Here is an 18,413-nt window from a genome sequence, read left to right on the forward strand (position 1 = left end):
TAGCAAGCGCGGGAACGGAGAGCGGGCGCTGCAACGACAGATGGGCCGGAAACGCCTCCCTATCGCTGAGAACGATTGAGGAGGACGCCCCCCGGATGAGTGACTTACACGAAGGTCCCCTCACGCCGATTTCGCAGACCCACCAGCCCGTGCCGAAGCTGACGGCCCGCGAACAGCGTCGGCTGCGTCGCAAGCGCCGGCGTCAGGGCGAGGAAATCCTGGGCTGGATCCTCGTTCCTGTCATCGTCGTCGGGATCTACTGGGGTGTGACGGCCGGACTCGACGTTCTCGGTACCTCGCCGGGCCAACTCTGGGATCAGCTGATGCAGGTCAAGGCCATGCTGGAGAAACGCAGCTGACGCCTACGGCCTCTTCAGAGCGTGAATCGAAAACAGGGCGACCGGGTCGGTCCAGACAGATCCCGCCTCCCAACCACCCTCATAAGCCAAGGCACGGAAGCGATCGATCGTATACTTGTAGCTGTTCTCGGTATGGATGGTTTCGCCTTCCGCGAAAGAGATGCGCCGATCGGCGATCTGGATCGTCTGCGCTGTCCGGCTGACCAGATGCATCTCGATGCGAGAGGCGTCCGCATTGAAGAAGGCACGGTGCGTGAAGGCATCGCGGTCGATATCGGCACCGAGCTCTTGTTTCATGCGGACAAGAAGATTGCGGTTGAAGGCCGCCGTTACTCCCGCCACATCGTCATAGGCCGCTTCGAGGACCGCCCTGTCCTTCACGAGATCGACCCCGATGATCAACGTTGCGCCGGAGCCCAGAACCTGTCCGAAGTGTTCGAGCAGACGGGCTGCTTGGGGCGGCTCGAAATTACCGATGGTCGAGCCGGGAAAGAAGCCGGCCACAGGTCCCTCCGCGAGTCCCGACGGCAGGGAGAAGGCCCGGGTGAAGTCGGCGGCGACGGGGGTGATCGCGAGATGGGGGAAATCCTGCGCCAAGGCCTCGGCCTCGCTGCGCAGGAAGCTTTCCGAAACGTCGACCGGAACGTATCCGGCAAGGTCCGGCCGATGCACCAAGAGGCGCCGTACCTTGACGGTCGAGCCGCTGCCGAATTCTACGAGCGTCGCCCGCTCCGGAAGGGCCGCGGCAATCGCCGAACCCTGCGCGTCGAGGATGCCGAGTTCGGTTCGCGTCGGATAATATTCAGGCTGGCGGGTGATCGCCTCGAACAGGTCTGAACCGGCAGCATCGTAGAAGTACTTCGCCGAGAGGAACTTCTGGGGTGCCGACAGGCCGGTGAGGACATCGTCGAGGAATTGCCGTTCGGCGTCGAGGGCCGTGATCGGCGTCGCATCCGTGAAGACGGGATTGATGGTCAAGGGATCTCTCCGGATACGCGACAGGTCGAGGGGAGCAGTCAGATGCGGGTGTCGGACAGGCGCAGGCCCGTGAATTGCCAGCGCTGATGCGGGTAGAAGAAATTTCGGTATTCAACGCGCGCATGGCCTTGCGCCGTGGCGACCGATGAGCCGCGCAGCACGAACTGGTTCGACATGAACTTGCCGTTGTATTCGCCGAGCGCTCCGTCGACCGGGCGATAGCCCGGATAGGCGGTGTAGGCGCTGCGGGTCCATTGCCAGACGAGGCCGAAGGCGTCCGAAAGTTTGTCCTCGCGGGCAGCGACCTCCCACTCGAACTCGGTCGGCAGATCCCGTCCGGCCCATCGGGCATAAGCGTCAGCCTCGAAGTAGCTGATATGGGTCACCGGGAGAGCTGGGTCGATCGGCTGGATGCCGGCCAGGGTCATGCTTGCCCACGCTTGGCGGCCACTGATCTCTTCGGCCTCCGAGACGCCGTCACGCCGCCAGTAACCCGGCGCCTCCCAGCCCTCAGCCTGGGCGGCGATCCAGCCATCCGAAAGCCAGAGTTCGGGGCGCGTGTAGCCACCATCGGCCATGAAGGCGAGCCATTGTGCGTTCGTCACGAGGGCTCTGTCGATGGTACCGCCCTGGATCAGAACCTCGTGGCGCGGCGATTCGTTGTCGAACGAGAAGCCCTCACCCGTATGCCCGATCGGGACGATGCCGCGCGCGAGATCCGAACGCCCCTCTGCGCCAACCGGTCGAGGGAAGCGCCACCCGGCGTCATAGGCTGGTCCGAGGGGGTTCTGCGCAAAGGCATGCAGGATATCGGTGATCAGCAACTCCTGGTGCTGTTGCTCATGGTACAGCCCGATCTCCAGAACCGGCAGGATCGCATCCAAGGCGCTGGCGGAAGCTTGGCTCAGAAGAGCGTCCACGGCCCGATCCACATGCGCCCGGTAGCCCGCCACGTCGTCGGCGGTCGGCCGCGTGATCAGCCCGCGCAGAATGCGGGGCTGACGGGGGCCGGCGGCGACGTAGTAGGAATTGAAGAGGTAGTGCAGCCGCTCATCATAGATGGTGTAGCCCGGCAGATGCTCGCGCAGCAGGAACTGTTCGAAGAACCACGTCGTATGGGCTCGGTGCCATTTCGTCGGGCTCGCATCGGCCATCGACTGGACCTGCTGGTCCTCGGGAGAGAGCGGGCCGGCTCGCCGCTCTGTCTCGTCGCGGACATGATGAAAAGCGGCGATCCAGGCCGAGCGATCGACAGGCTTGGCATTTCGAGACGGAGGCGGGAAGACCGCCCGGTCCGTCGCCACGTCCTGGATCTCGCGAAACGCTGCCGTCGCTGCCATGACGAACATCCTCTCTGACACTATCGTCAGGTGAGATATGTCCGATGGTGGATTCGGCAATCTCCGCAAAGCTGGGCCGTTCGTCGCGGCAACGGTCCCGCACCCTACGGAACGCGTCGCCTTTTTCAGGCCATGGTGACATCCCCTTAACCGTCGCCGGCCGACACTTCGCCATTGAAGCGAGACAGTCGGACCGAACTCGGATGCGGATCGATCTCATGGCTGGAGCGACCACCAGCGCGGTGGCCCGGAACGTGGTCCCGACGCCCACCATCCTGGTGTTCGATTCCGGGCTCGGCGGCTTGTCCGTGCTGGATCAGGTTCGGCGGGCACGGCCCGATGCCAGCTATGTGTATGCGGCCGACGACGCAGCCTTTCCCTATGGGCGCCTCGCGGAGCCCGTCCTGGTCGACCGGGTGCTCGCCGTGATGGAGCGTTTGGTTGCCGTGCACCGCCCAGACCTCGTGGTGGTCGCGTGCAACACCGCATCCACCCTGGTTCTGCCGGCCCTGCGCCAGCATTTCACCACACCGTTCGTCGGCGTCGTGCCGCCGATCAAACCGGCGGCGGAGGCAACGCGCTCGCGTGTCGTCACCCTTCTGGCGACGCCTGGTACGGTGGCGCGGGCCTACACGCATGATCTCATCGAGACCTACGCGTCCACCTGCGCGGTGACCCTGGTGGGTGCTCCGAACCTCGCGGGCTATGCCGAGGCCGAACTGGCCGGACGGCCCATCGACGATTTAGAGCTCGCCCGCGAGATCGCTCCCTGCTTCGTGACCCTGGAGGATGGCCGGCGCACCGATGTGGTCTGCCTTGCCTGTACGCACTACCCCCTGCTGCTCACACGCTTCCAGGTCCTCGCACCATGGCCGGTGACGTGGATCGATCCCGCACCGGCCATCGCCCGCCGCGTGACCCAGTTGCTCGGACCGGTGGATCGCACCGCCCCCGCGGCTGCCCCCATGCTGGGTGCCTTCACGGCTGGAGGGGGCCTGACCCAACCGCTTCGACATTCGCTGATGCTGCGCGGCATCGGCTCCATCGCCGTCGAGCCGATGCCGCTCGGACGCCAATAGCAGGACGAAGCCACGCTCGTCGGCGAACGCGCGCTGTGGGCGCAATCGGGCGTCTCCTCCATCGCTCTCGGCCGAATGAGGGTGACCGGTAACATCATGACCTTCATCAGTGTCACCCGCCTGCGCCTCCGCGCGATCCGATTTCTGCCGGGATTTGCCATGCACGCGATCCGGACTCGCAATCAGGTTCGCCAGGCCACCGGATTCAAGGCCGGTGCCCTGCTACAGGATCACGACTGGACCTTCTGGACCATGACGGCCTGGACGGATGAGGCGAGCATGCGCCGGTACGTGATGGGGGGTGCCCATCGCAGCGCGATGCCCAGCCTGGTCCGCTGGTGCGATGAGGCCTCGGTGGTCCATTGGACCCAAGCGGACACTGTCCTGACCTCCGGGAGCAACCTCCCGCCTTGGGAGGACGCGGACCGCCGCATGCGTGCGGATGGCCACCCCTCGAACGTCAGGCACCCAAGTCCGCGGCATCTGACGATGACGTACCGGCCCCCGCGCCTCACCCGCTCCGGTCCGATCCGTGCCGCCGCGGCCGGTAGCGAAGAGCCGGCTCGGCATTGACCTTGCCGCGCTCCTGCTCTAACGAAGCGCCGGTGACGGGGCTCCGACGAGGGGCCCCGAAGCATTTTCGTACACACTCGTTCTAACGCACCCGTGGGCGGCAATGTCCGCTCTGTCGTTCCGTCATCGGCCCTGTGCCACGGCGGAAAGAGGAGGGCGCGTTCCTCGATAGATCTCCATTGCGAGAGGAACCGCGATGTCAAAACGCATTCAGGCGAAGCACAAGCTCGATCGCCGCATGGGCCAGAACATCTGGGGCCGCCCGAAGAGCCCCGTCAATCGCCGCGAGTACGGCCCCGGCCAGCATGGTCAGCGCCGCAAGGGCAAGATGTCCGACTTCGGCACGCAGCTGCGCGCCAAGCAGAAGCTCAAGGGCTACTACGCCAACATCACCGAGAAGCAGTTCCGCCGCTACTACGCCGAGGCGATCCGCCTGCGTGGCGATTCCGGCGAGAACCTGATCGGCCTGCTCGAGCGTCGCCTCGACGCCGTGGTCTACCGCGCGAAGTTCGTGCCGACCCCGTTCGCGGCGCGCCAGTTCGTCAACCACGGCCACGTCAAGGTCAACGGTCAGCGCGTCAACATCGCCAGCTACCTGGTGAAGCCGGGCGACCTGATCGAGGTCAAGGATTCGTCGAAGCAGCTCGAGATCGTCGTCGTGGCGGCGCAGCTCCCCGAGCGCGACGTGCCGGACTACATCGAGGTGGATCACTCCAAGATGACCGCCCGCGTGACCCGCGTGCCGAACCTCGGCGAAGTTCCCTACCCGGTCCAGATGGAACCGAACCTCGTCATCGAGTTCTATTCGCGCTGATCCCAGCGGATCGCGCCGAACACCGGAAGGGCCGCCCCCACAAGGGCGGCCCTTTCTCGTTGACACGGTCCTGGCGTGGAACGCTCACCCATGGCGACGATCAGCGGGGGAGGGGGTTCGCCGAACCCGGCTGCGGTGTGCGGTTCCGTGCCTGAAGCGCTCGGGATGCCTCCATCGCACTCGGCGGCATGCCATTCCCTGCCGTCGCACCCGCGACCTCGCTCGCGGCATCCGGCCTAGCGCCCCGTGCGTCGCGCTCCCCCGCCCCGAACGCATAGCCCGCGTTCACGCCGGCGTAGAATCCGGTGAAATCCTCCGCCGCGGCCGACCCGGCGGTGATCATGGCCACCAGGGTAACCGTCGACATCACGGCGATCCGCATCCGTTCGTCCTCAGCCTGTCATATCCCCAACGCGAAACGGCGGCCCAAGGGGCCGCCGCTTCAGTCAAGCTCTCAAAGGTGGCCGCAACGCGACCCCGGGACGACGATCAATCGTCGACGTTGATGCTCTGGGCCTCGCGGCCCTTCTGGCCCTCGACGACACCGAGGACGACCTGCTGGCCTTCGGCGAGCGAGTCGAGACCGGCCCGCGAGAGCGCGGAGCGATGCACGAACACGTCCTTGCCGCCATCGTTGACGGAGACGAAGCCGAAGCCCTTGGCCGGATCGTACCACTTCACCGTGCCGGTCATCTCGGTCGACGGGCCGCTGGCGAAGCGGCCACCGCCACGATCGCCGCCGCCGGCGCGATCGCCGTAGCCACCACCGCCGCCGCCGCCACCGTAACCGCCACCACCGCCGAAGCGGTCGCCGCCGCCGAACCCGCCGGTGCGGGGCGGACGCGCGTCGCGCATGGGCGCAGCCTCAGCCGTCGAGGTATCCACGCTGGTGACGTCGGTCACCTGCGGACCCTTCTGGCCCTGGGCGGTGTGAACCGTCAGGCGCGTGCCGGGCAGGAGATCGGCATGACCGGCAGCTTCGACGGCGCGGATGTGGAGGAAGGCATCGCCCGAACCGTCAGCCAGCTCGACGAAACCGAAGCCCTTCTCCTTGTTGAACCACTTGACCGTCGCATCGCGCTCCGGCCCCGAGGGAGCTGCGGCAGCCCTGGCCGGGCCACGGTCGAAACCGCCGCCACCGCCGAAACCACCACCGTAGCCACCGCCGCTCGGAGGAGCCTGATCCGGCCAACGCGGCTCGGCTCCACCCTCATCGAAGCCGCGCTTCTGCGGCCCCCGAAAATCACGACCACGTCCCATAGAAAGCTCGCAAAAACCGTCCGCCGACCATCAGTTTCGATAACCGCGTGCGCGCCATCCCAGACAGCCCACGCTCCGCACTATCATTACTCCCAGCAGCGGTGACCAAGAATAACGCCTTAGTCCTGACTGAAAGCTGCCTTGATCGCAAGATGCTTCTGCCCGGGTTCGTCAGGGTTCCGTAACTTTCCTGCGGCAAAATGCGTAGCTTTTTAGCGCACCGGCGAGCTGCGGGCGCCGATGCCTCGCGTTTGGGCAATTTTCAGGCGCCTGTGCGATCGTTGCAATTTGTCGTCGCGCGTTAGCAAAGCGCAAAGGCCGGTCCGGCTAAGCTGTTGCCGGAGCACGCCTGCGCCAGCCGACCGGTCCGACCCTCACACATGATCGCCACACCGAGCTTCCCGGATCTCTCGGCCCTCGTCGTCGACGAAAGCCTCTACATCCGTCGCATCGTGCGCGACATGCTCATGCGCGTCGGGATCAAGCGCGTGCTCGAGGCGCCGGACGGAGCCGAGGCCCTCGGCGTCCTGGCCGAAAGCAAGCCCGACCTGACCATCATCGACTGGGATCTGGCAATTCTCTCCGGGGAGGAGTTCATCCGCCTCGCCCGGACGCCGACGACCTCTCCGTCGCCGACCGTGCCGATCATTCTCATGCTCGCCCAGCCACGCCGGAACGTGGTGGATCGGGCGATCTCGCTGGGGGTCAACGAGATCATCGCGAAGCCGTTCTCGCCGAAGACGCTCTGGTCGCGCCTCGATGAAGTCATCAACCGCCCGCGTCCGTTCTCGCAGGTGAAGAGCCTGCTGCGCCCCGTCCCGCGCATGGCGGCGGCCGGCAAACTCGGTTAGATTTCCCCTCGCTCCGGTCGGGCCGCCGGAATCATCCGCCATCCACGCGCCTCTGTTATCGAGGCTTTGCAGTTTGTCGGGGAGACCTGTAGCGTCCTTGCGGAATGTTGGTCCGGCTCTCCGCCTGGGGCCATGATCGAGGATTTCGGCTCGGCCGATGAGGGAAGAGAGCGCCGCGACCCTGCCGGCCCGCCCGAATGGCGGGAAGAAGCCGTCGCCGGCTCCGCTCGCGCGTGTCGAGGCTCCCCGTGTGGAGTCGGCCCGCGTCGAAGCACAGGGTCCGGCCGGTCGCCCGCAGCGCCGCAACGCCTACGCGGCCCTCGATCTCGGCACCAACAATTGCCGCCTGCTGGTCGCCGAGCCGGCCTCGCACGGCTTTCGCGTCATCGATGCGTTCTCGCGCATCGTGCGCCTTGGCGAGGGGCTCGGCAGCTCCGACAGGCTGAGCGAGCCGGCGATCGAGCGGACTCTCGAGGCGCTTCGCGTCTGCCGCGCCAAGATGCAAGCGCGCGGCGTGCTGCGCGCCAAGATCATCGCCACAGAAGCCTGTCGCCTCGCAGTCAACGGCGCCGAATTCGTCGAGCGCGTGCGCAGTGAAGTCGGGCTCGACCTGGAGATCGTCGACCGTCAGACCGAGGCCTATCTGGCGGTGACGGGCTGTGCGGCCCTGGCCGACCCCTATTCCGAGTCGGTCGTTATCTTCGATATCGGCGGCGGCTCGACGGAGATCGCCTGGCTCGACGGGGCAGCCACCAACCCCTCTGCCGACCCCACCCTGCGCATCCGCGCCTGGGATTCGCTTCCCGTCGGGGTCGTGACGCTGGCCGAGCGGCACGGTGGCAGCGACGTCACCCGCCTGACCTTCGAGGGCATGGTCGAGGAGGTCGCCGACCTGCTCGCGCGATTCGCCATCCGGGCGGCGCCGGCGGCGAATGCGCGGCACTTCCACCTGCTCGGCACCTCCGGTACGGTGACCACGTTGGCAGCGATGCACCTGCGCCTCGCCCGCTACGAGCGTCGGCGCGTGGACGGCCTCTGGATGAGTGATGCGGAAGTCGGCGATGCCATCGACGATCTTCTCGACACCCGCCTCGACCAGCGCGCGGACAATCCCTGCATCGGTCGCGACCGGGCGGATCTCGTGCTGGCCGGCTGTGCCATCCTGGAGGCCATTCGCCGGGCCTTTCCGTCCGACCGCCTCCGGATCGCCGATCGCGGCCTGCGCGAGGGCTTGCTGATGAACATGATGCGTGAGGACGGCGTCTGGCGCCGTGGGAGCTACCGGTGAGTGACAGGCGTGGTGCCAGCGGGGGTTTGCGCGGCGAACTCAAGCAGCGGGTCAAGACGGGGCGGGGCCGCACGGCCTCGCAGAAGCGCTGGCTCGAGCGGCAGCTGAACGATCCCTACGTGGCTCGTGCCCGACGCGAAGGCTATCGCTCGCGTGCGGCCTTCAAGCTGATCGAAATCGATGAGCGCTTCAAACTGCTCAAGCCCGGGCAGCGCATCGTCGATCTCGGCGCCGCGCCCGGTGGCTGGTCGCAGGTCGCGGCCAAGATCGTCGGGGATACCGGCCGGATCGTCGGCATCGATCTCCTGGAGATCGAGCCGATGGTCGGCGTCGAATTCATCACCCTCGACTTCCTGGCGCCGGAAGCGCCGGCGCTGCTGACCGACCTGCTCGGCGGGCGCGCCGATCTGGTGCTGTCGGACATGGCGGCCAACACCACCGGTCACAAACAGACCGACCACCTGCGGATCATCGGGCTTGCCGAAACGGCCGCCGAGTTCGCGCGCGAGATCCTCGCACCCGGCGGATCGTATCTCGCCAAGGTGTTTCAGGGCGGCACCGAGGGAACGCTGCTGGCCGACCTGAAGCGCGACTTCGCCACCGTGCGCCACGTCAAGCCGAACGCCAGCCGGGCCGATTCCAGCGAACTCTACGTCCTCGCCTCGGGGTATCGGGGCCCGACCGGCGAAACCGCTGATCGGGATGACGCCTGACGGCGCCGCGACCCGACCGATCGAAGCTTAGCCACGATGCGTTTGATGCAATGCAGCACGAATGTGAGTGCAGACCTTTAGACTGCCGAGATCTACGCCCGCGATCTTACCATCGGTTTATTATCATTCCAAAGACTACAGCTGCAATATAACGTCGCAATCCCGGGCCGAGAGATTGACATATAACGCATAGAGCCTGTGTTGCGCATCGCAACAGGGATGGTGCAGGACGGCATCTCCGCGAGATCGCTGTGTGAGCCCATTGAATGACCGAGACGTTTCAAATTCAGCCTGGTTCCGAGACTGAAAAACTGCTCCACCGCCGCAAGTTCTTGGAGTTCTTGTCTGCAAGTCCGGTCGTCGCCCCCGGTCTCGTCACGGCCCTGGCAGGCCTCTCGGCCCTCGGCACCGATGCAGCCATGGCCCAGAGCTACGATGTCCTGCGTCAGTCGCCGGGCAATGTCGGCGACATCATCGATTCCCCAACCCAAGCCCTCAACGTGTTCGACTTCGAGCCGGCCGCCAAGAAGGCGCTCCCGCCGGCACATTACGGATACCTCGCCAGCGGCGTCGACGGCGACGAGACGCTCAAGGCGAATCGTGACGGCTTTGAGAAGATCCGCATCCGTGCCCGTCGCCTGGTCGATGTGCGCAAGATCGACACAACCGTGAAGATCTTCGACGAGACCTGGGCGAGCCCGATCGTGCTGGCCCCGGTCAGCAGCCAGGCCGCCTTCCATCCGGAGGCGGAATCCGCCGTGGCCCGCGGCGCCAAGGTCAAGGGTCACCAGATGATCCTGTCGACCGTGGGCAGCACGTCGATCGAGGACGTGATCAAGGAGCGTGGCGCGCCGGTCTGGTACATGCTTTACCCGACCGACGACTGGGCCGTAACCGAGGCCCTGGTGAAGCGAGCCGAGAAGGCCGGTGCCCCCGCCATCGTCCTCACCGTGGATCGCCAGGGTGGCCGTAACACCGAGACGCTGTTCCGAGAGCGCCGCCTCGACACCCGCAACTGCTCGGATTGCCACACGCCCGGCTTCAAGAACGAAGTCAGCCGCAAGCCGATGTTCGACGGCATCGACGTGTCGAAGGTGACGAACCTCTACGGCACCGGCATGACCTGGGATTACGTCAAACGCCTGCGCGGCATCGTGAAGGGTAAGCTGGTCCTCAAGGGCATCGTCACGCACGAGGATGCCAAGAAGGCCCTCGATTATGGCGTCGATGCCCTGATCGTATCGAATCACGGCGGACGCGCCGAGGAGAGCCTGGAGGCGACGATCGACGCGTTGCCGGAAGTGGTCAAGGCGGTGAACGGCAAGGTCCCGGTCCTGATCGACGGCGGCTTCCGCCGTGGCACCGACGTGATCAAGGCCCTGGCGCTGGGCGCCAACGCGGTCTGCATCGGCCGGCCCTACGTCTGGGGTCTGGCCGCCTTCGGAGAGCCGGGCGTCACCACCGTTCTGGCGATCATGCAGCGCGAGTTCGAGACGATCATGCGCCAGGTTGGAGCCACCAAGCTCTCCGAGATCACCCCCGTCAGCATCAGCCGCGCCTGATCCAATACCTTCCCGGACCGCTGTCGTCCGGGAAGGTGACGTTCGTCGATCGACTTTAGATCCGACAGGCGCCCGCCAACGCCGTATTCTCGGCCTCGGTGAACAGCCGTGAGCGAATGAGGAAGCGCTTGTCGCGTCCGTTCTCCAGGGAGAACATGCCGCCGCGCCCCGGCACCACATCGAGGATGAGGTGCGTGTGCTTCCAGACCGCGAACTGGGGCCGGCTGATCCAGAAATCGGCCCCCGCCACCGTGCCGAGATGGACGTCGCTGTCGCCGGTCAGGAAATCGCCCACCGGGTAGCACATCGGCGACGAGCCATCGCAGCACCCACCCGATTGGTGGAACATCACCGGCCCATGGTCGGCCCGCAATTCCTCGATCAGCGCGACTGCCGCCGGTGTTGCGGTGACGCGCAGGGGCGTACCGTCCGCGCCGGCCTGATCGGCGGAATTCGGATCGAGGGATGCGGTCGCGGTCATCGCGGGGTCTCCGTGAACAGGTCTGTCCGGACAGATAGGGCAGGGGACGAGCACGGGAACGAAAAAGCCCCGGCCGTTGCCGGCCGGGGCAAGTCTCATTCGGGTCCCGAACGGTTCGCCGGTCTCAGAAGAAGCCGAGCTTCTTCGCCGAGTAGCTGACCAACATGTTCTTGGTCTGCTGGTAGTGGTCGAGCATCATCTTATGGTTCTCGCGGCCGATGCCGGACTGCTTGTAGCCGCCGAAGGCCGCGTGGGCCGGATAGGCGTGGTAGCAATTCGTCCAGACGCGGCCGGCCTGGATGGCGCGGCCGAAGCGGTAGGCACGGGTTCCGTCGCGGGTCCAGACGCCGGCGCCGAGGCCGTAGAGGGTATCGTTGGCGATCGAGAGCGCGTCGGCGTCGTCCTTGAAGGTCGTCACCGAGAGCACCGGGCCGAAGATCTCTTCCTGGAAGATCCGCATCTTGTTGTGGCCGCGGAATACCGTCGGCTTCATGTAGTAGCCTTCCGCGAACTCACCGTCCTTCACGTTGCGCTCGCCGCCGGTCAGGCACTCGGCTCCCTCCTGCCGGCCGATATCGACGTAGCTGAGGATCTTCTCCAACTGCTCGGACGAGGCCTGGGCGCCGATCATCGTGGCGGGGTCGAGGGGTGAGCCCTGCGTGATCGCCTCGACGCGCTTGATCGCCCGCTCCATGAAGCGGTCGTAGATCGACTCGTGCACGAGCGCGCGGCTCGGGCAGGTACAGACCTCGCCCTGGTTGAGGGCGAACATCGTGAAGCCTTCGAGCGCCTTGTCGAAGAAGTCGTCATCCTCATTGGCGACGTCCGAGAAGAAGATGTTCGGCGACTTGCCGCCGAGTTCCAGCGTCACCGGGATCAGATTCTGGGAGGCGTACTGCATGATCAGCCGGCCCGTCGTCGTCTCGCCCGTGAAGGCGATCTTGGCGATACGTGGCGACGAGGCCAGCGGCTTGCCGCATTCGAGGCCGAAGCCGTTGACGATGTTGAGCACGCCCGGCGGCAGCAGATCGGCGATGAGCTCGGCTACCACGAGGATCGAGGCGGGCGTCTGCTCGGCCGGCTTCAGCACGACGCAGTTGCCGGCCGCGAGCGCCGGCGCCAGCTTCCACACCGCCATCAGGATGGGGAAGTTCCACGGGATGATCTGCCCGACGACGCCCAGCGGCTCGTGGAAGTGATAAGCGACGGTGTCGTGGTCGATCTCGGAGATCGAGCCTTCCTGCGCGCGGACGCAGCCGGCGAAGTAGCGGAAGTGGTCGATGGCCAGCGGGATGTCGGCGTGGGTCGTTTCGCGGATCGGCTTGCCGTTGTCCCAGGTCTCGGCCAGCGCGATGAGGTCGAGATTGTCCTCCATCCGGTCGGCGATCTTGTTCAGGATTCGGGCGCGCTCGCCCGGCGCGGTGCGACCCCAGGCCTCCTTGGCGGCATGGGCGGCATCCAGCGCCTTATCGACGTCGGCGGCATCCGAGCGGGCGACCTCGCAGATCACCCGGCCGGTGATCGGCGAGGTGTTCTCGAAGTAGCGGCCAGCGACGGGCGAGACCCACTGGCCGCCGATGAAGTTCTCGTACCGGGCCGAGAACGGGGACTTGGTGCCCTGATTCAGAAATTCCGGCTTGTTCATCGCGTATCCTCCTGGTTTGTTTTTATGAACCGCAGCCAAGGCTAGGCGGCGCGTCAAATCAAGATGGACTTTTGGCCAACAGATCGACCGCGCGGCGGAGCCCGCAGGCTGGAACGCACCCGTGTCCGGGATGGCGTCCCGGCCGGCATCCGGATGCTAGTCCGGTTTCGACGGGTTGGCGACCCGGAGGGTGGGTCGCTCAGGGCTGGATCGCCCGGGCGAGACGCCGCGTCGAGATCCGGCGGGCCGTGCGGGAATCGATGCGCGGCCCGGCCCAGGTTTGGCCCGGTGCGTCAAGCATAAGGCCGGTCGCCCGCCCGTCGGGCTCGATGTCGAGGGCGATGCGGGTCCCGTCCCCGCCCACGAACACCCGGTCGCTCTCGGGAGCCAGAACCAGCCGGGGCAGATCGGTCCCCTGCGCCACCAGTCCGTCGCCCGCACGCGTCAGCCGGACGATGGACCGCGGGCCGGTGCGATACGATCCGGCGTAGCGGTCGAGTACGTTCGGCGGCACCACGATCCCGGTCGCCTCGGATTGCTCCAGAACGAGCGCCCCGAGGCGTCGCGACAGCGTCTGGGCCGGTGTCGTCTCGGTGTTTCCGAGCACCACGATCGTCAGGCCGCGATCCGGATAAGTGTCCTTGATCGCCGAGAAGCCGTGTAGAAACCCGCCATGCGACCAGAGCCGCGCCCCATAGGCTTGCCCGAGATACAGGCCGAGCCCGTAGCCGTACCCCTCGTCCTTGACCAGCTCCGCCATCGCGGCGGGTCCGAGGACGCGGCCTCCGAGCAGAGACCGATCCCACGCCACGAGGTCGTCGACCGTCGAGACCAGGCCCCCGGCGCCGAGCGCCGCCGCGGCCGTGACGGGCGTCGCGTTTCGCCACTGCCCGGCCACGCGATGATAGCCGACGGCCCGGTGGGGAACGATCCGTTCGGGATCGGCGTCGCCCGTCCGCGACAGTCCGGCGGGGCCGAGGACGAGGCCGTGCAGCGCCTCCGCGAACGATTCGCCGGTCAGGCGCTCGATCACGGCGCCGAGGAGGATGTATCCGGTGTTGCTGTATTCCTGTGCCGAGCCCGCCGGAAACAGCAGCGCCTCGCCGAACAGCCGGCCGACCACCTCCATTGGCTGGCGCGCCACGCGGGCGATCGTACTGTCGTAATCGGCGAGCGCCGTCACGTTGGGCAAGCCCGAGCGGTGATCGAGCAGCATCCGCACGGTGATCGGCGCCCAGCCCGCCGGCAGGCCCGGCATATAGCGGGAGACCGGATCGTCGAGGCCGATCTGCCCCGCCTCCTGCAGCTTCAGGATCGCCGCGGCCGTGAACTGCTTGCTCAGGGACGCGATGCGGAAACGCGTGTCGGGCGTGTTGGCGATGTCCCACTCGCGATTCGCGGCGCCGTACGCCTGCCGGAACAGCACGACACCGTCCCGGGCCACGATGACGGCGCCGGAGAACAAGCCCGCGCGCGCATACGGCCGCACCAGCGCGTCGGCCTCGTCTGCCAAGGAGCGGCGCGATCCGGCCAAAGCCGTCCGGATCGGGACGAGACCGGCCAGGAGCGCGAGCTGAACGATGCGGCGACGGGTCTCGGGCATGGGCTGGCGGCCTTACCTCTCGCATCGGGCCGATGAAAGCGATGTCCGGCGACCCCATTCCACACCTTCCCGCCGGTAACGCGAAAAGGTCGAGGCACGCTTCGCGACGATTGTGGCGCGAGCGCGCCCATCCGTCCGCGAGGCTGGCATGCGGCGGCCCCGATGGCGCCGGCGCGCGGAAGGCACCAACAGCCGGGGCGAGCGTTCTGGCTCGATGACGATCGGGCCGGCCCGCCCATCCCCCCGGCCCGCCCATCCTCGAAGGACCGTTTTCAGGTGACCAGTCCCCCGGCCACGACTCTCCACGCCCCTGCGGGACCGACCGGCGCCGCAGCGCCCCAGCCCTGGAAGGGACCGGGCTTCGGCGAGTTCGTGGGCATCGTCGCTCTGATGATGGCGGTGACCGCCATTTCCATCGACAACCTGCTGCCGGCCTTCCCGGCCATCCAGGCGCGATTCGGCGTTGTCGATCCGAACAGCCTGCAACTGCTGATCTACGTCTACATGATCGGATTCGGCACGGCACAGATCGTCTACGGACCGCTCTCCGACACCTACGGCCGCCGCTCCGTCCTGCTCGCTGGCCTCGCGATCTACGTCGTCGGCACCGGACTCGCGATGGTGGCACCGTCGTTCGGCTGGCTGCTGGCGGCCCGCATCATCCAGGGCATCGGCGCCGCGAGCGGTCGCGTACTGTCCACCGCCATCGTGCGCGACCGCTTCGCCGGTCGCGAGATGGCGAGCGTGATGTCGCTGATCATGATGGTGTTCCTGATCGTGCCGATGATCGCCCCGGCCGTCGGCGGCGCGATGCTGCTGTTCGGCTCCTGGGTCTATGTCTTCGTCTCGATGCTGGCGCTGGCCGGAATCCTGGTGGTCTGGTTCGCCTGGCGGATGCCCGAGACACTGCATCCGCAGTACCGGAGGCCATTCTCGCTGGCAGCCGTCGCCCAGGCCGTCGGGATCACGTTCCGGAACCGGATCGCGGTTGGCTATGCCACGGCGCTCGGCCTGCTCACCGGCTGCATCATGGGCTATGTCGGCTCGGCCCAGCAGGTCTTCGACACGGGGCTCTACCAACTCGGCGCCCTGTTCCCCCTGGCCTTCGGCCTCGTTGCGGGCGCGATGGGAGCCGCGACCCTGGTCAATGCCCGCCTCGTGCGCCGCCTCGGCATGCGTCCGCTGTCGCATGCGGGCCTGAGCCTGTTCGTCGTGGTGGCGGTGGTGCAGGTGGGCGCGGGCCTCGCCTATCAGGGCCACCCGCCTCTGGCGCTGTTTCTCTCGATCCTGGCGGCCAACCAATTTCTGATCAGCTTCGCCATGCCCAATTTCAACGCCCTGGCGCTTCAGCCCCTGGGCGAGATCGCCGGCACCGCCTCGTCCTTCCTCGGCTTCTACACCACGATTCTGGGCGCCTTCTGCGGCTTCCTGATCGGACATGCCTTCGACGGCTCGGTCCTGCCGATCGGCATCGGCTACGCCGTCCTCGGCGCAGGTGCTTTGGCGGTGGTGGCCTGGACCGAGCGCGGCCGCCTGTTCCGGGGCGGCGTTTCGGGTTGAGCACCGCCGACGCTTAACGTCGTCTTCAGCCGGTCCCGACAAAGCTCCGCATCTCGGATGTCAGACGGAGCCCGATACGTGACCGGCCGTGCCCAAGACGGACTGCTCTTCCTCGCACGGCTGCTGCTCGCCGCCGCGCTCCTGCCCACCGGCATCGCCCGGGCCCTCAACGTCTCGGGTTTCGCCCTCACGCTGGCGGCGACCGGTCTGCCGTCGCCGAACGCCTTCGCCACCGCGGCGGTGATCGTTCAGGTGTTCGGGCCAGCGGCCCTGCTGCTTGGCGTACTCCCGCGTCTCAGCGGATCGGCCCTCGCGATCTTCGTCGGCGTCATGGCCATCCTGCTGCATCCGTTCTGGCAGTTTTCCGGGCCGAGCGCCGTCGCCGAACGCACCCTCCTGCTGGCTGATTTCGGCTTGGCGGGCGGCTTCCTGATGTACGCACTGACCGGGCCGGGGCGCTGGAGCTGGCAGGGCTGGCGCGAAGCCGGCCGCTCCGGCGGAACGGCGGCCCGGTCGGCCGGGTCCACCAAATCCGTGGCGTCTCGGGCCGGGACCAAGCCGAAGCGTGCCGCCGCCGGGCGAACCCCGGCACGCGCCGCCGCCTGAGGTCTACGGCATCGCGTTGCGGGGCTCGGCGGCGACGATCCGGTGCCCCGACACTTCCGCACCGGCGTCCGGCCTGAGCCGGCGGAAGGAGAAGAACGACAGGGCGGAGATCAGCGCGACCGCGAAGAAGGCAGGTCCGAAATCGCCCGCCACGATGTCGGTGCGGCCGTGATAGGCGGCCGTCGCCTCCAGGGCCATGGCCCCGAGGGACACACCGAGACTGAGCGAGAGCTGCTGCGCCACGCTGGCGAGGCTGGTGGCCGCGCTCATGTCAGGCGTCTCCAGATCGGCATACGCGATGGCATTCACGCAGGTGAATTGCAGCGAGCGAACGCAGCCGCCGATCAGCAGCACGCAGATGATCACCGCGTGCGGGGTTTCGGCCGTGAACAGACCGTTCACCGCGAGAAAGCCGGAGGCCACCAGCGCATTCAGGACCATCACGCGACGGAAGCCGTAGGTACGCAGGATGCGTGGGCCGATGAGCTTGATCAGCAGGGCGCCGGCCGCCGCCGCGAAGGTGATGAGCCCCGAACGCAGGGGGTCGAGACCGAAGCCGATCTGCAGCATCAGCGGCAGCAGGAAGGGGATCGCCCCAGTGCCGATGCGGAACAGGCTGCCGCCCGTCACCGCCGCCCGGAAGGTCGGGTAGCGCAGCAGGTCGAGGCGGATCACCGGGTGGGCGATGCCCCGGGAGTGCCGGCGGTACAGCACCAGCAGCACGATACCGCCCACGAGGCAGCCCCAGGACAGGGAGGCGGGCAGAAGATGTCGCCCGATCGAGGCGAGCCCGAGCATCACCGTGGCAAGGCCCAGGCCCGAGAGCAGAAAGCCGACGACGTCCAGGGGCGGGCGCTCCGCCTCGCGGATGTTCTCGAAGTAGAACGTCGCCAGCACGATCCCGGCGATCCCGATCGGAATGTTGATGAAGAAGATCCACCGCCAGTCGAAATAGGTCGTGATGAAACCGCCGATCGGCGGCCCCAGGATCGGACCGACCAACGCCGGAATCGTCAGATAGGCGAGGGCGCTGACGAGCTCGCTCTTCGGCACGCTGCGCAGGATCACGAGGCGGCCGACCGGCACCATCATGGCGCCTCCGATGCCCTGGAAGAATCGTGCGGCGACGAAGCCAGCCAGCGAATCCGAGGCCGCACAGGCCAGCGAGCCAGCCATGAAGACCGCCAGCGCCGCCCGAAAGACGGTTCGGGCCCCGAGCCGGTCGGCCATCCAGCCACTGATCGGGATGAAGATCGCGAGACTGACCAGGTAGGCGGTCAGCGCGAGCTTCAGGGCGATCGGATCCTCAACTAGGCTCTGGGCGATGGCCGGAAGGGCCGTGGCGATGACGGTCGAGTCCGTGTTCTCCATGAACAGGGCCGTGGCGACCACGAGCGGGACGATCTGGGACGTGCGCATTCGAGCCATCTATGTCGCGGCGAGCGGTTCGGACGCTTCTTAGCTGGGGTCTCGTCGCCGATCGCAAGGGATCGGCCGGTGACGGATCAGGCTGGATGAAAATGCCATGCCGTACGTGCAGGGTTCGAGGCTCCGACGAGCGTGGCCCTGCGGCCACATCCCGTCAGCATTGGCCCTCCCGAGGGGCGCGCGGCTTTCCACATTGTTGCTGAAGTCGCTAAGCTCGACGGCATGATAGGGCGCCGCGCGACTCCGCCTCGGAGCCGTGCCGGGCGCTCTCCT

Annotated in this window: 18 protein-coding genes; 10 read left to right on the forward strand and 8 right to left on the reverse strand. The window is 66.9% G+C overall.

Annotated elements, in window-relative coordinates:
• The first annotated feature begins 95 nt into the window (after positions 1-95).
• Positions 96-359 carry a hypothetical protein gene (locus tag ASF57_RS01910; protein WP_056189114.1) on the forward strand — a complete coding sequence of 88 codons (264 nt, stop codon included), beginning with the start codon at positions 96-98 and terminating at the stop codon, positions 357-359.
• Positions 360-362: 3 nt separating this feature from the next.
• Here ASF57_RS01910 and egtD read toward each other — a convergent pair whose 3' ends face one another.
• Positions 363-1,331 carry an L-histidine N(alpha)-methyltransferase gene (gene egtD, locus ASF57_RS01915; RefSeq protein WP_244476792.1) on the reverse strand — a complete coding sequence of 323 codons (969 nt, stop codon included), beginning with the start codon at positions 1,329-1,331 and terminating at the stop codon, positions 363-365.
• 44 nt (positions 1,332-1,375) lie between these two features.
• Positions 1,376-2,677: an ergothioneine biosynthesis protein EgtB gene (egtB, locus tag ASF57_RS01920; protein WP_056480155.1), complete on the reverse strand. Its 1,302-nt coding sequence runs from the start codon at positions 2,675-2,677 to the stop codon at positions 1,376-1,378.
• Between the two features lie 203 nt (positions 2,678-2,880).
• Between egtB and murI the strand changes: the two genes are divergently transcribed.
• The 3 genes from murI (at position 2,881) to rpsD (ending at position 5,143) form a co-directional block, all read left to right on the forward strand.
• On the forward strand, positions 2,881-3,756 hold the full coding sequence (murI, locus tag ASF57_RS01925) for a glutamate racemase (RefSeq protein WP_056479335.1): 876 nt from the start codon (positions 2,881-2,883) through the stop codon (positions 3,754-3,756).
• A gap of 96 nt (positions 3,757-3,852) precedes the next feature.
• Positions 3,853-4,329, forward strand: coding sequence for a DUF3291 domain-containing protein (locus ASF57_RS01930; protein WP_056480158.1), 477 nt, complete (start codon positions 3,853-3,855; stop codon positions 4,327-4,329).
• Between the two features lie 196 nt (positions 4,330-4,525).
• On the forward strand, positions 4,526-5,143 hold the full coding sequence (rpsD, locus tag ASF57_RS01935; protein ID WP_056189104.1) for a 30S ribosomal protein S4: 618 nt from the start codon (positions 4,526-4,528) through the stop codon (positions 5,141-5,143).
• A gap of 100 nt (positions 5,144-5,243) precedes the next feature.
• Here rpsD and ASF57_RS01940 read toward each other — a convergent pair whose 3' ends face one another.
• Positions 5,244-5,510 (reverse strand): hypothetical protein, encoded by a 267-nt coding sequence (locus ASF57_RS01940; protein ID WP_338011514.1) that lies wholly within the window; start codon positions 5,508-5,510, stop codon positions 5,244-5,246.
• A 122-nt stretch (positions 5,511-5,632) separates the two neighbouring features.
• Positions 5,633-6,403 (reverse strand): cold shock domain-containing protein, encoded by a 771-nt coding sequence (locus ASF57_RS27195; RefSeq protein ID WP_056479338.1) that lies wholly within the window; start codon positions 6,401-6,403, stop codon positions 5,633-5,635.
• Between the two features lie 380 nt (positions 6,404-6,783).
• Here ASF57_RS27195 and ASF57_RS01950 point away from each other — a divergent pair, with 380 nt between their 5' ends.
• The 4 genes from ASF57_RS01950 (at position 6,784) to ASF57_RS01965 (ending at position 10,817) form a co-directional block, all read left to right on the forward strand.
• Positions 6,784-7,254, forward strand: coding sequence for a response regulator (locus tag ASF57_RS01950; RefSeq protein ID WP_056189093.1), 471 nt, complete (start codon positions 6,784-6,786; stop codon positions 7,252-7,254).
• A gap of 157 nt (positions 7,255-7,411) precedes the next feature.
• Positions 7,412-8,542 (forward strand): Ppx/GppA phosphatase family protein, encoded by a 1,131-nt coding sequence (locus ASF57_RS01955; RefSeq protein WP_056189090.1) that lies wholly within the window; start codon positions 7,412-7,414, stop codon positions 8,540-8,542.
• Positions 8,539-9,255, forward strand: a complete 717-nt coding sequence (locus tag ASF57_RS01960) for an RlmE family RNA methyltransferase (RefSeq protein ID WP_056189087.1) — start codon at positions 8,539-8,541, stop codon at positions 9,253-9,255. The genes ASF57_RS01955 and ASF57_RS01960 overlap by 4 nt, the downstream gene beginning before the upstream one ends.
• 341 nt (positions 9,256-9,596) lie before the next feature.
• Entirely contained in the window at positions 9,597-10,817 is a 1,221-nt protein-coding gene (locus ASF57_RS01965) for an alpha-hydroxy acid oxidase (RefSeq protein ID WP_244476772.1), read from the forward strand.
• A 55-nt stretch (positions 10,818-10,872) separates the two neighbouring features.
• On the opposite strand, the gene ASF57_RS01970 is transcribed toward ASF57_RS01965, so the two are convergent.
• The 3 genes from ASF57_RS01970 to ASF57_RS01980 all read right to left on the reverse strand — a co-directional run bounded on the left by ASF57_RS01970 (position 10,873) and on the right by ASF57_RS01980 (position 14,546).
• Positions 10,873-11,298 carry a DUF779 domain-containing protein gene (locus tag ASF57_RS01970; RefSeq protein ID WP_056189080.1) on the reverse strand — a complete coding sequence of 142 codons (426 nt, stop codon included), beginning with the start codon at positions 11,296-11,298 and terminating at the stop codon, positions 10,873-10,875.
• 124 nt (positions 11,299-11,422) lie between these two features.
• Positions 11,423-12,943: an aldehyde dehydrogenase gene (adh, locus tag ASF57_RS01975; RefSeq protein ID WP_056479344.1), complete on the reverse strand. Its 1,521-nt coding sequence runs from the start codon at positions 12,941-12,943 to the stop codon at positions 11,423-11,425.
• A 199-nt stretch (positions 12,944-13,142) separates the two neighbouring features.
• Positions 13,143-14,546, reverse strand: a complete 1,404-nt coding sequence (locus ASF57_RS01980) for a serine hydrolase (RefSeq protein ID WP_082503624.1) — start codon at positions 14,544-14,546, stop codon at positions 13,143-13,145.
• Between the two features lie 390 nt (positions 14,547-14,936).
• On the opposite strand from ASF57_RS01980, the gene ASF57_RS01985 reads away from it, so the two are divergent.
• Both ASF57_RS01985 and ASF57_RS01990 read left to right on the forward strand, forming a co-directional pair.
• Entirely contained in the window at positions 14,937-16,106 is a 1,170-nt protein-coding gene (locus ASF57_RS01985; protein WP_156375942.1) for a multidrug effflux MFS transporter, read from the forward strand.
• A 78-nt stretch (positions 16,107-16,184) separates the two neighbouring features.
• Positions 16,185-16,712, forward strand: coding sequence for a DoxX family protein (locus ASF57_RS01990; RefSeq protein ID WP_056480164.1), 528 nt, complete (start codon positions 16,185-16,187; stop codon positions 16,710-16,712).
• Positions 16,713-16,715: 3 nt separating this feature from the next.
• Here ASF57_RS01990 and ASF57_RS01995 read toward each other — a convergent pair whose 3' ends face one another.
• On the reverse strand, positions 16,716-18,131 hold the full coding sequence (locus ASF57_RS01995; protein WP_056479347.1) for an MFS transporter: 1,416 nt from the start codon (positions 18,129-18,131) through the stop codon (positions 16,716-16,718).
• Between the last annotated feature and the right edge of the window lie 282 nt (positions 18,132-18,413).

This window comes from Methylobacterium sp. Leaf117, from assembly GCF_001422985.1.
Classification (GTDB): domain Bacteria; phylum Pseudomonadota; class Alphaproteobacteria; order Rhizobiales; family Beijerinckiaceae; genus Methylobacterium.

Bases quoted from the DNA above. Each gene is read 5' to 3' on its own strand.
- ASF57_RS01910 (WP_056189114.1), top strand. From the start codon at position 96: ATGAGTGACTTACACGAAGGTCCCCTCACGCCGATTTCGCAGACCCAC.
- ASF57_RS01985 (WP_156375942.1), top strand. From the start codon at position 14,937: ATGATGGCGGTGACCGCCATTTCCATCGACAACCTGCTGCCGGCCTTC.
- ASF57_RS01930 (WP_056480158.1), top strand. From the start codon at position 3,853: ATGACCTTCATCAGTGTCACCCGCCTGCGCCTCCGCGCGATCCGATTT.
- ASF57_RS01970 (WP_056189080.1), bottom strand. From the start codon at position 11,298: ATGACCGCGACCGCATCCCTCGATCCGAATTCCGCCGATCAGGCCGGC.
- adh (WP_056479344.1), bottom strand. From the start codon at position 12,943: ATGAACAAGCCGGAATTTCTGAATCAGGGCACCAAGTCCCCGTTCTCG.
- ASF57_RS01995 (WP_056479347.1), bottom strand. From the start codon at position 18,131: ATGCGCACGTCCCAGATCGTCCCGCTCGTGGTCGCCACGGCCCTGTTC.
- egtB (WP_056480155.1), bottom strand. From the start codon at position 2,677: ATGGCAGCGACGGCAGCGTTTCGCGAGATCCAGGACGTGGCGACGGAC.
- murI (WP_056479335.1), top strand. From the start codon at position 2,881: ATGCGGATCGATCTCATGGCTGGAGCGACCACCAGCGCGGTGGCCCGG.
- ASF57_RS01955 (WP_056189090.1), top strand. From the start codon at position 7,412: ATGAGGGAAGAGAGCGCCGCGACCCTGCCGGCCCGCCCGAATGGCGGG.
- ASF57_RS01980 (WP_082503624.1), bottom strand. From the start codon at position 14,546: ATGCCCGAGACCCGTCGCCGCATCGTTCAGCTCGCGCTCCTGGCCGGT.
- ASF57_RS27195 (WP_056479338.1), bottom strand. From the start codon at position 6,403: ATGGGACGTGGTCGTGATTTTCGGGGGCCGCAGAAGCGCGGCTTCGAT.
- ASF57_RS01940 (WP_338011514.1), bottom strand. From the start codon at position 5,510: ATGTCGACGGTTACCCTGGTGGCCATGATCACCGCCGGGTCGGCCGCG.
- rpsD (WP_056189104.1), top strand. From the start codon at position 4,526: ATGTCAAAACGCATTCAGGCGAAGCACAAGCTCGATCGCCGCATGGGC.
- ASF57_RS01950 (WP_056189093.1), top strand. From the start codon at position 6,784: ATGATCGCCACACCGAGCTTCCCGGATCTCTCGGCCCTCGTCGTCGAC.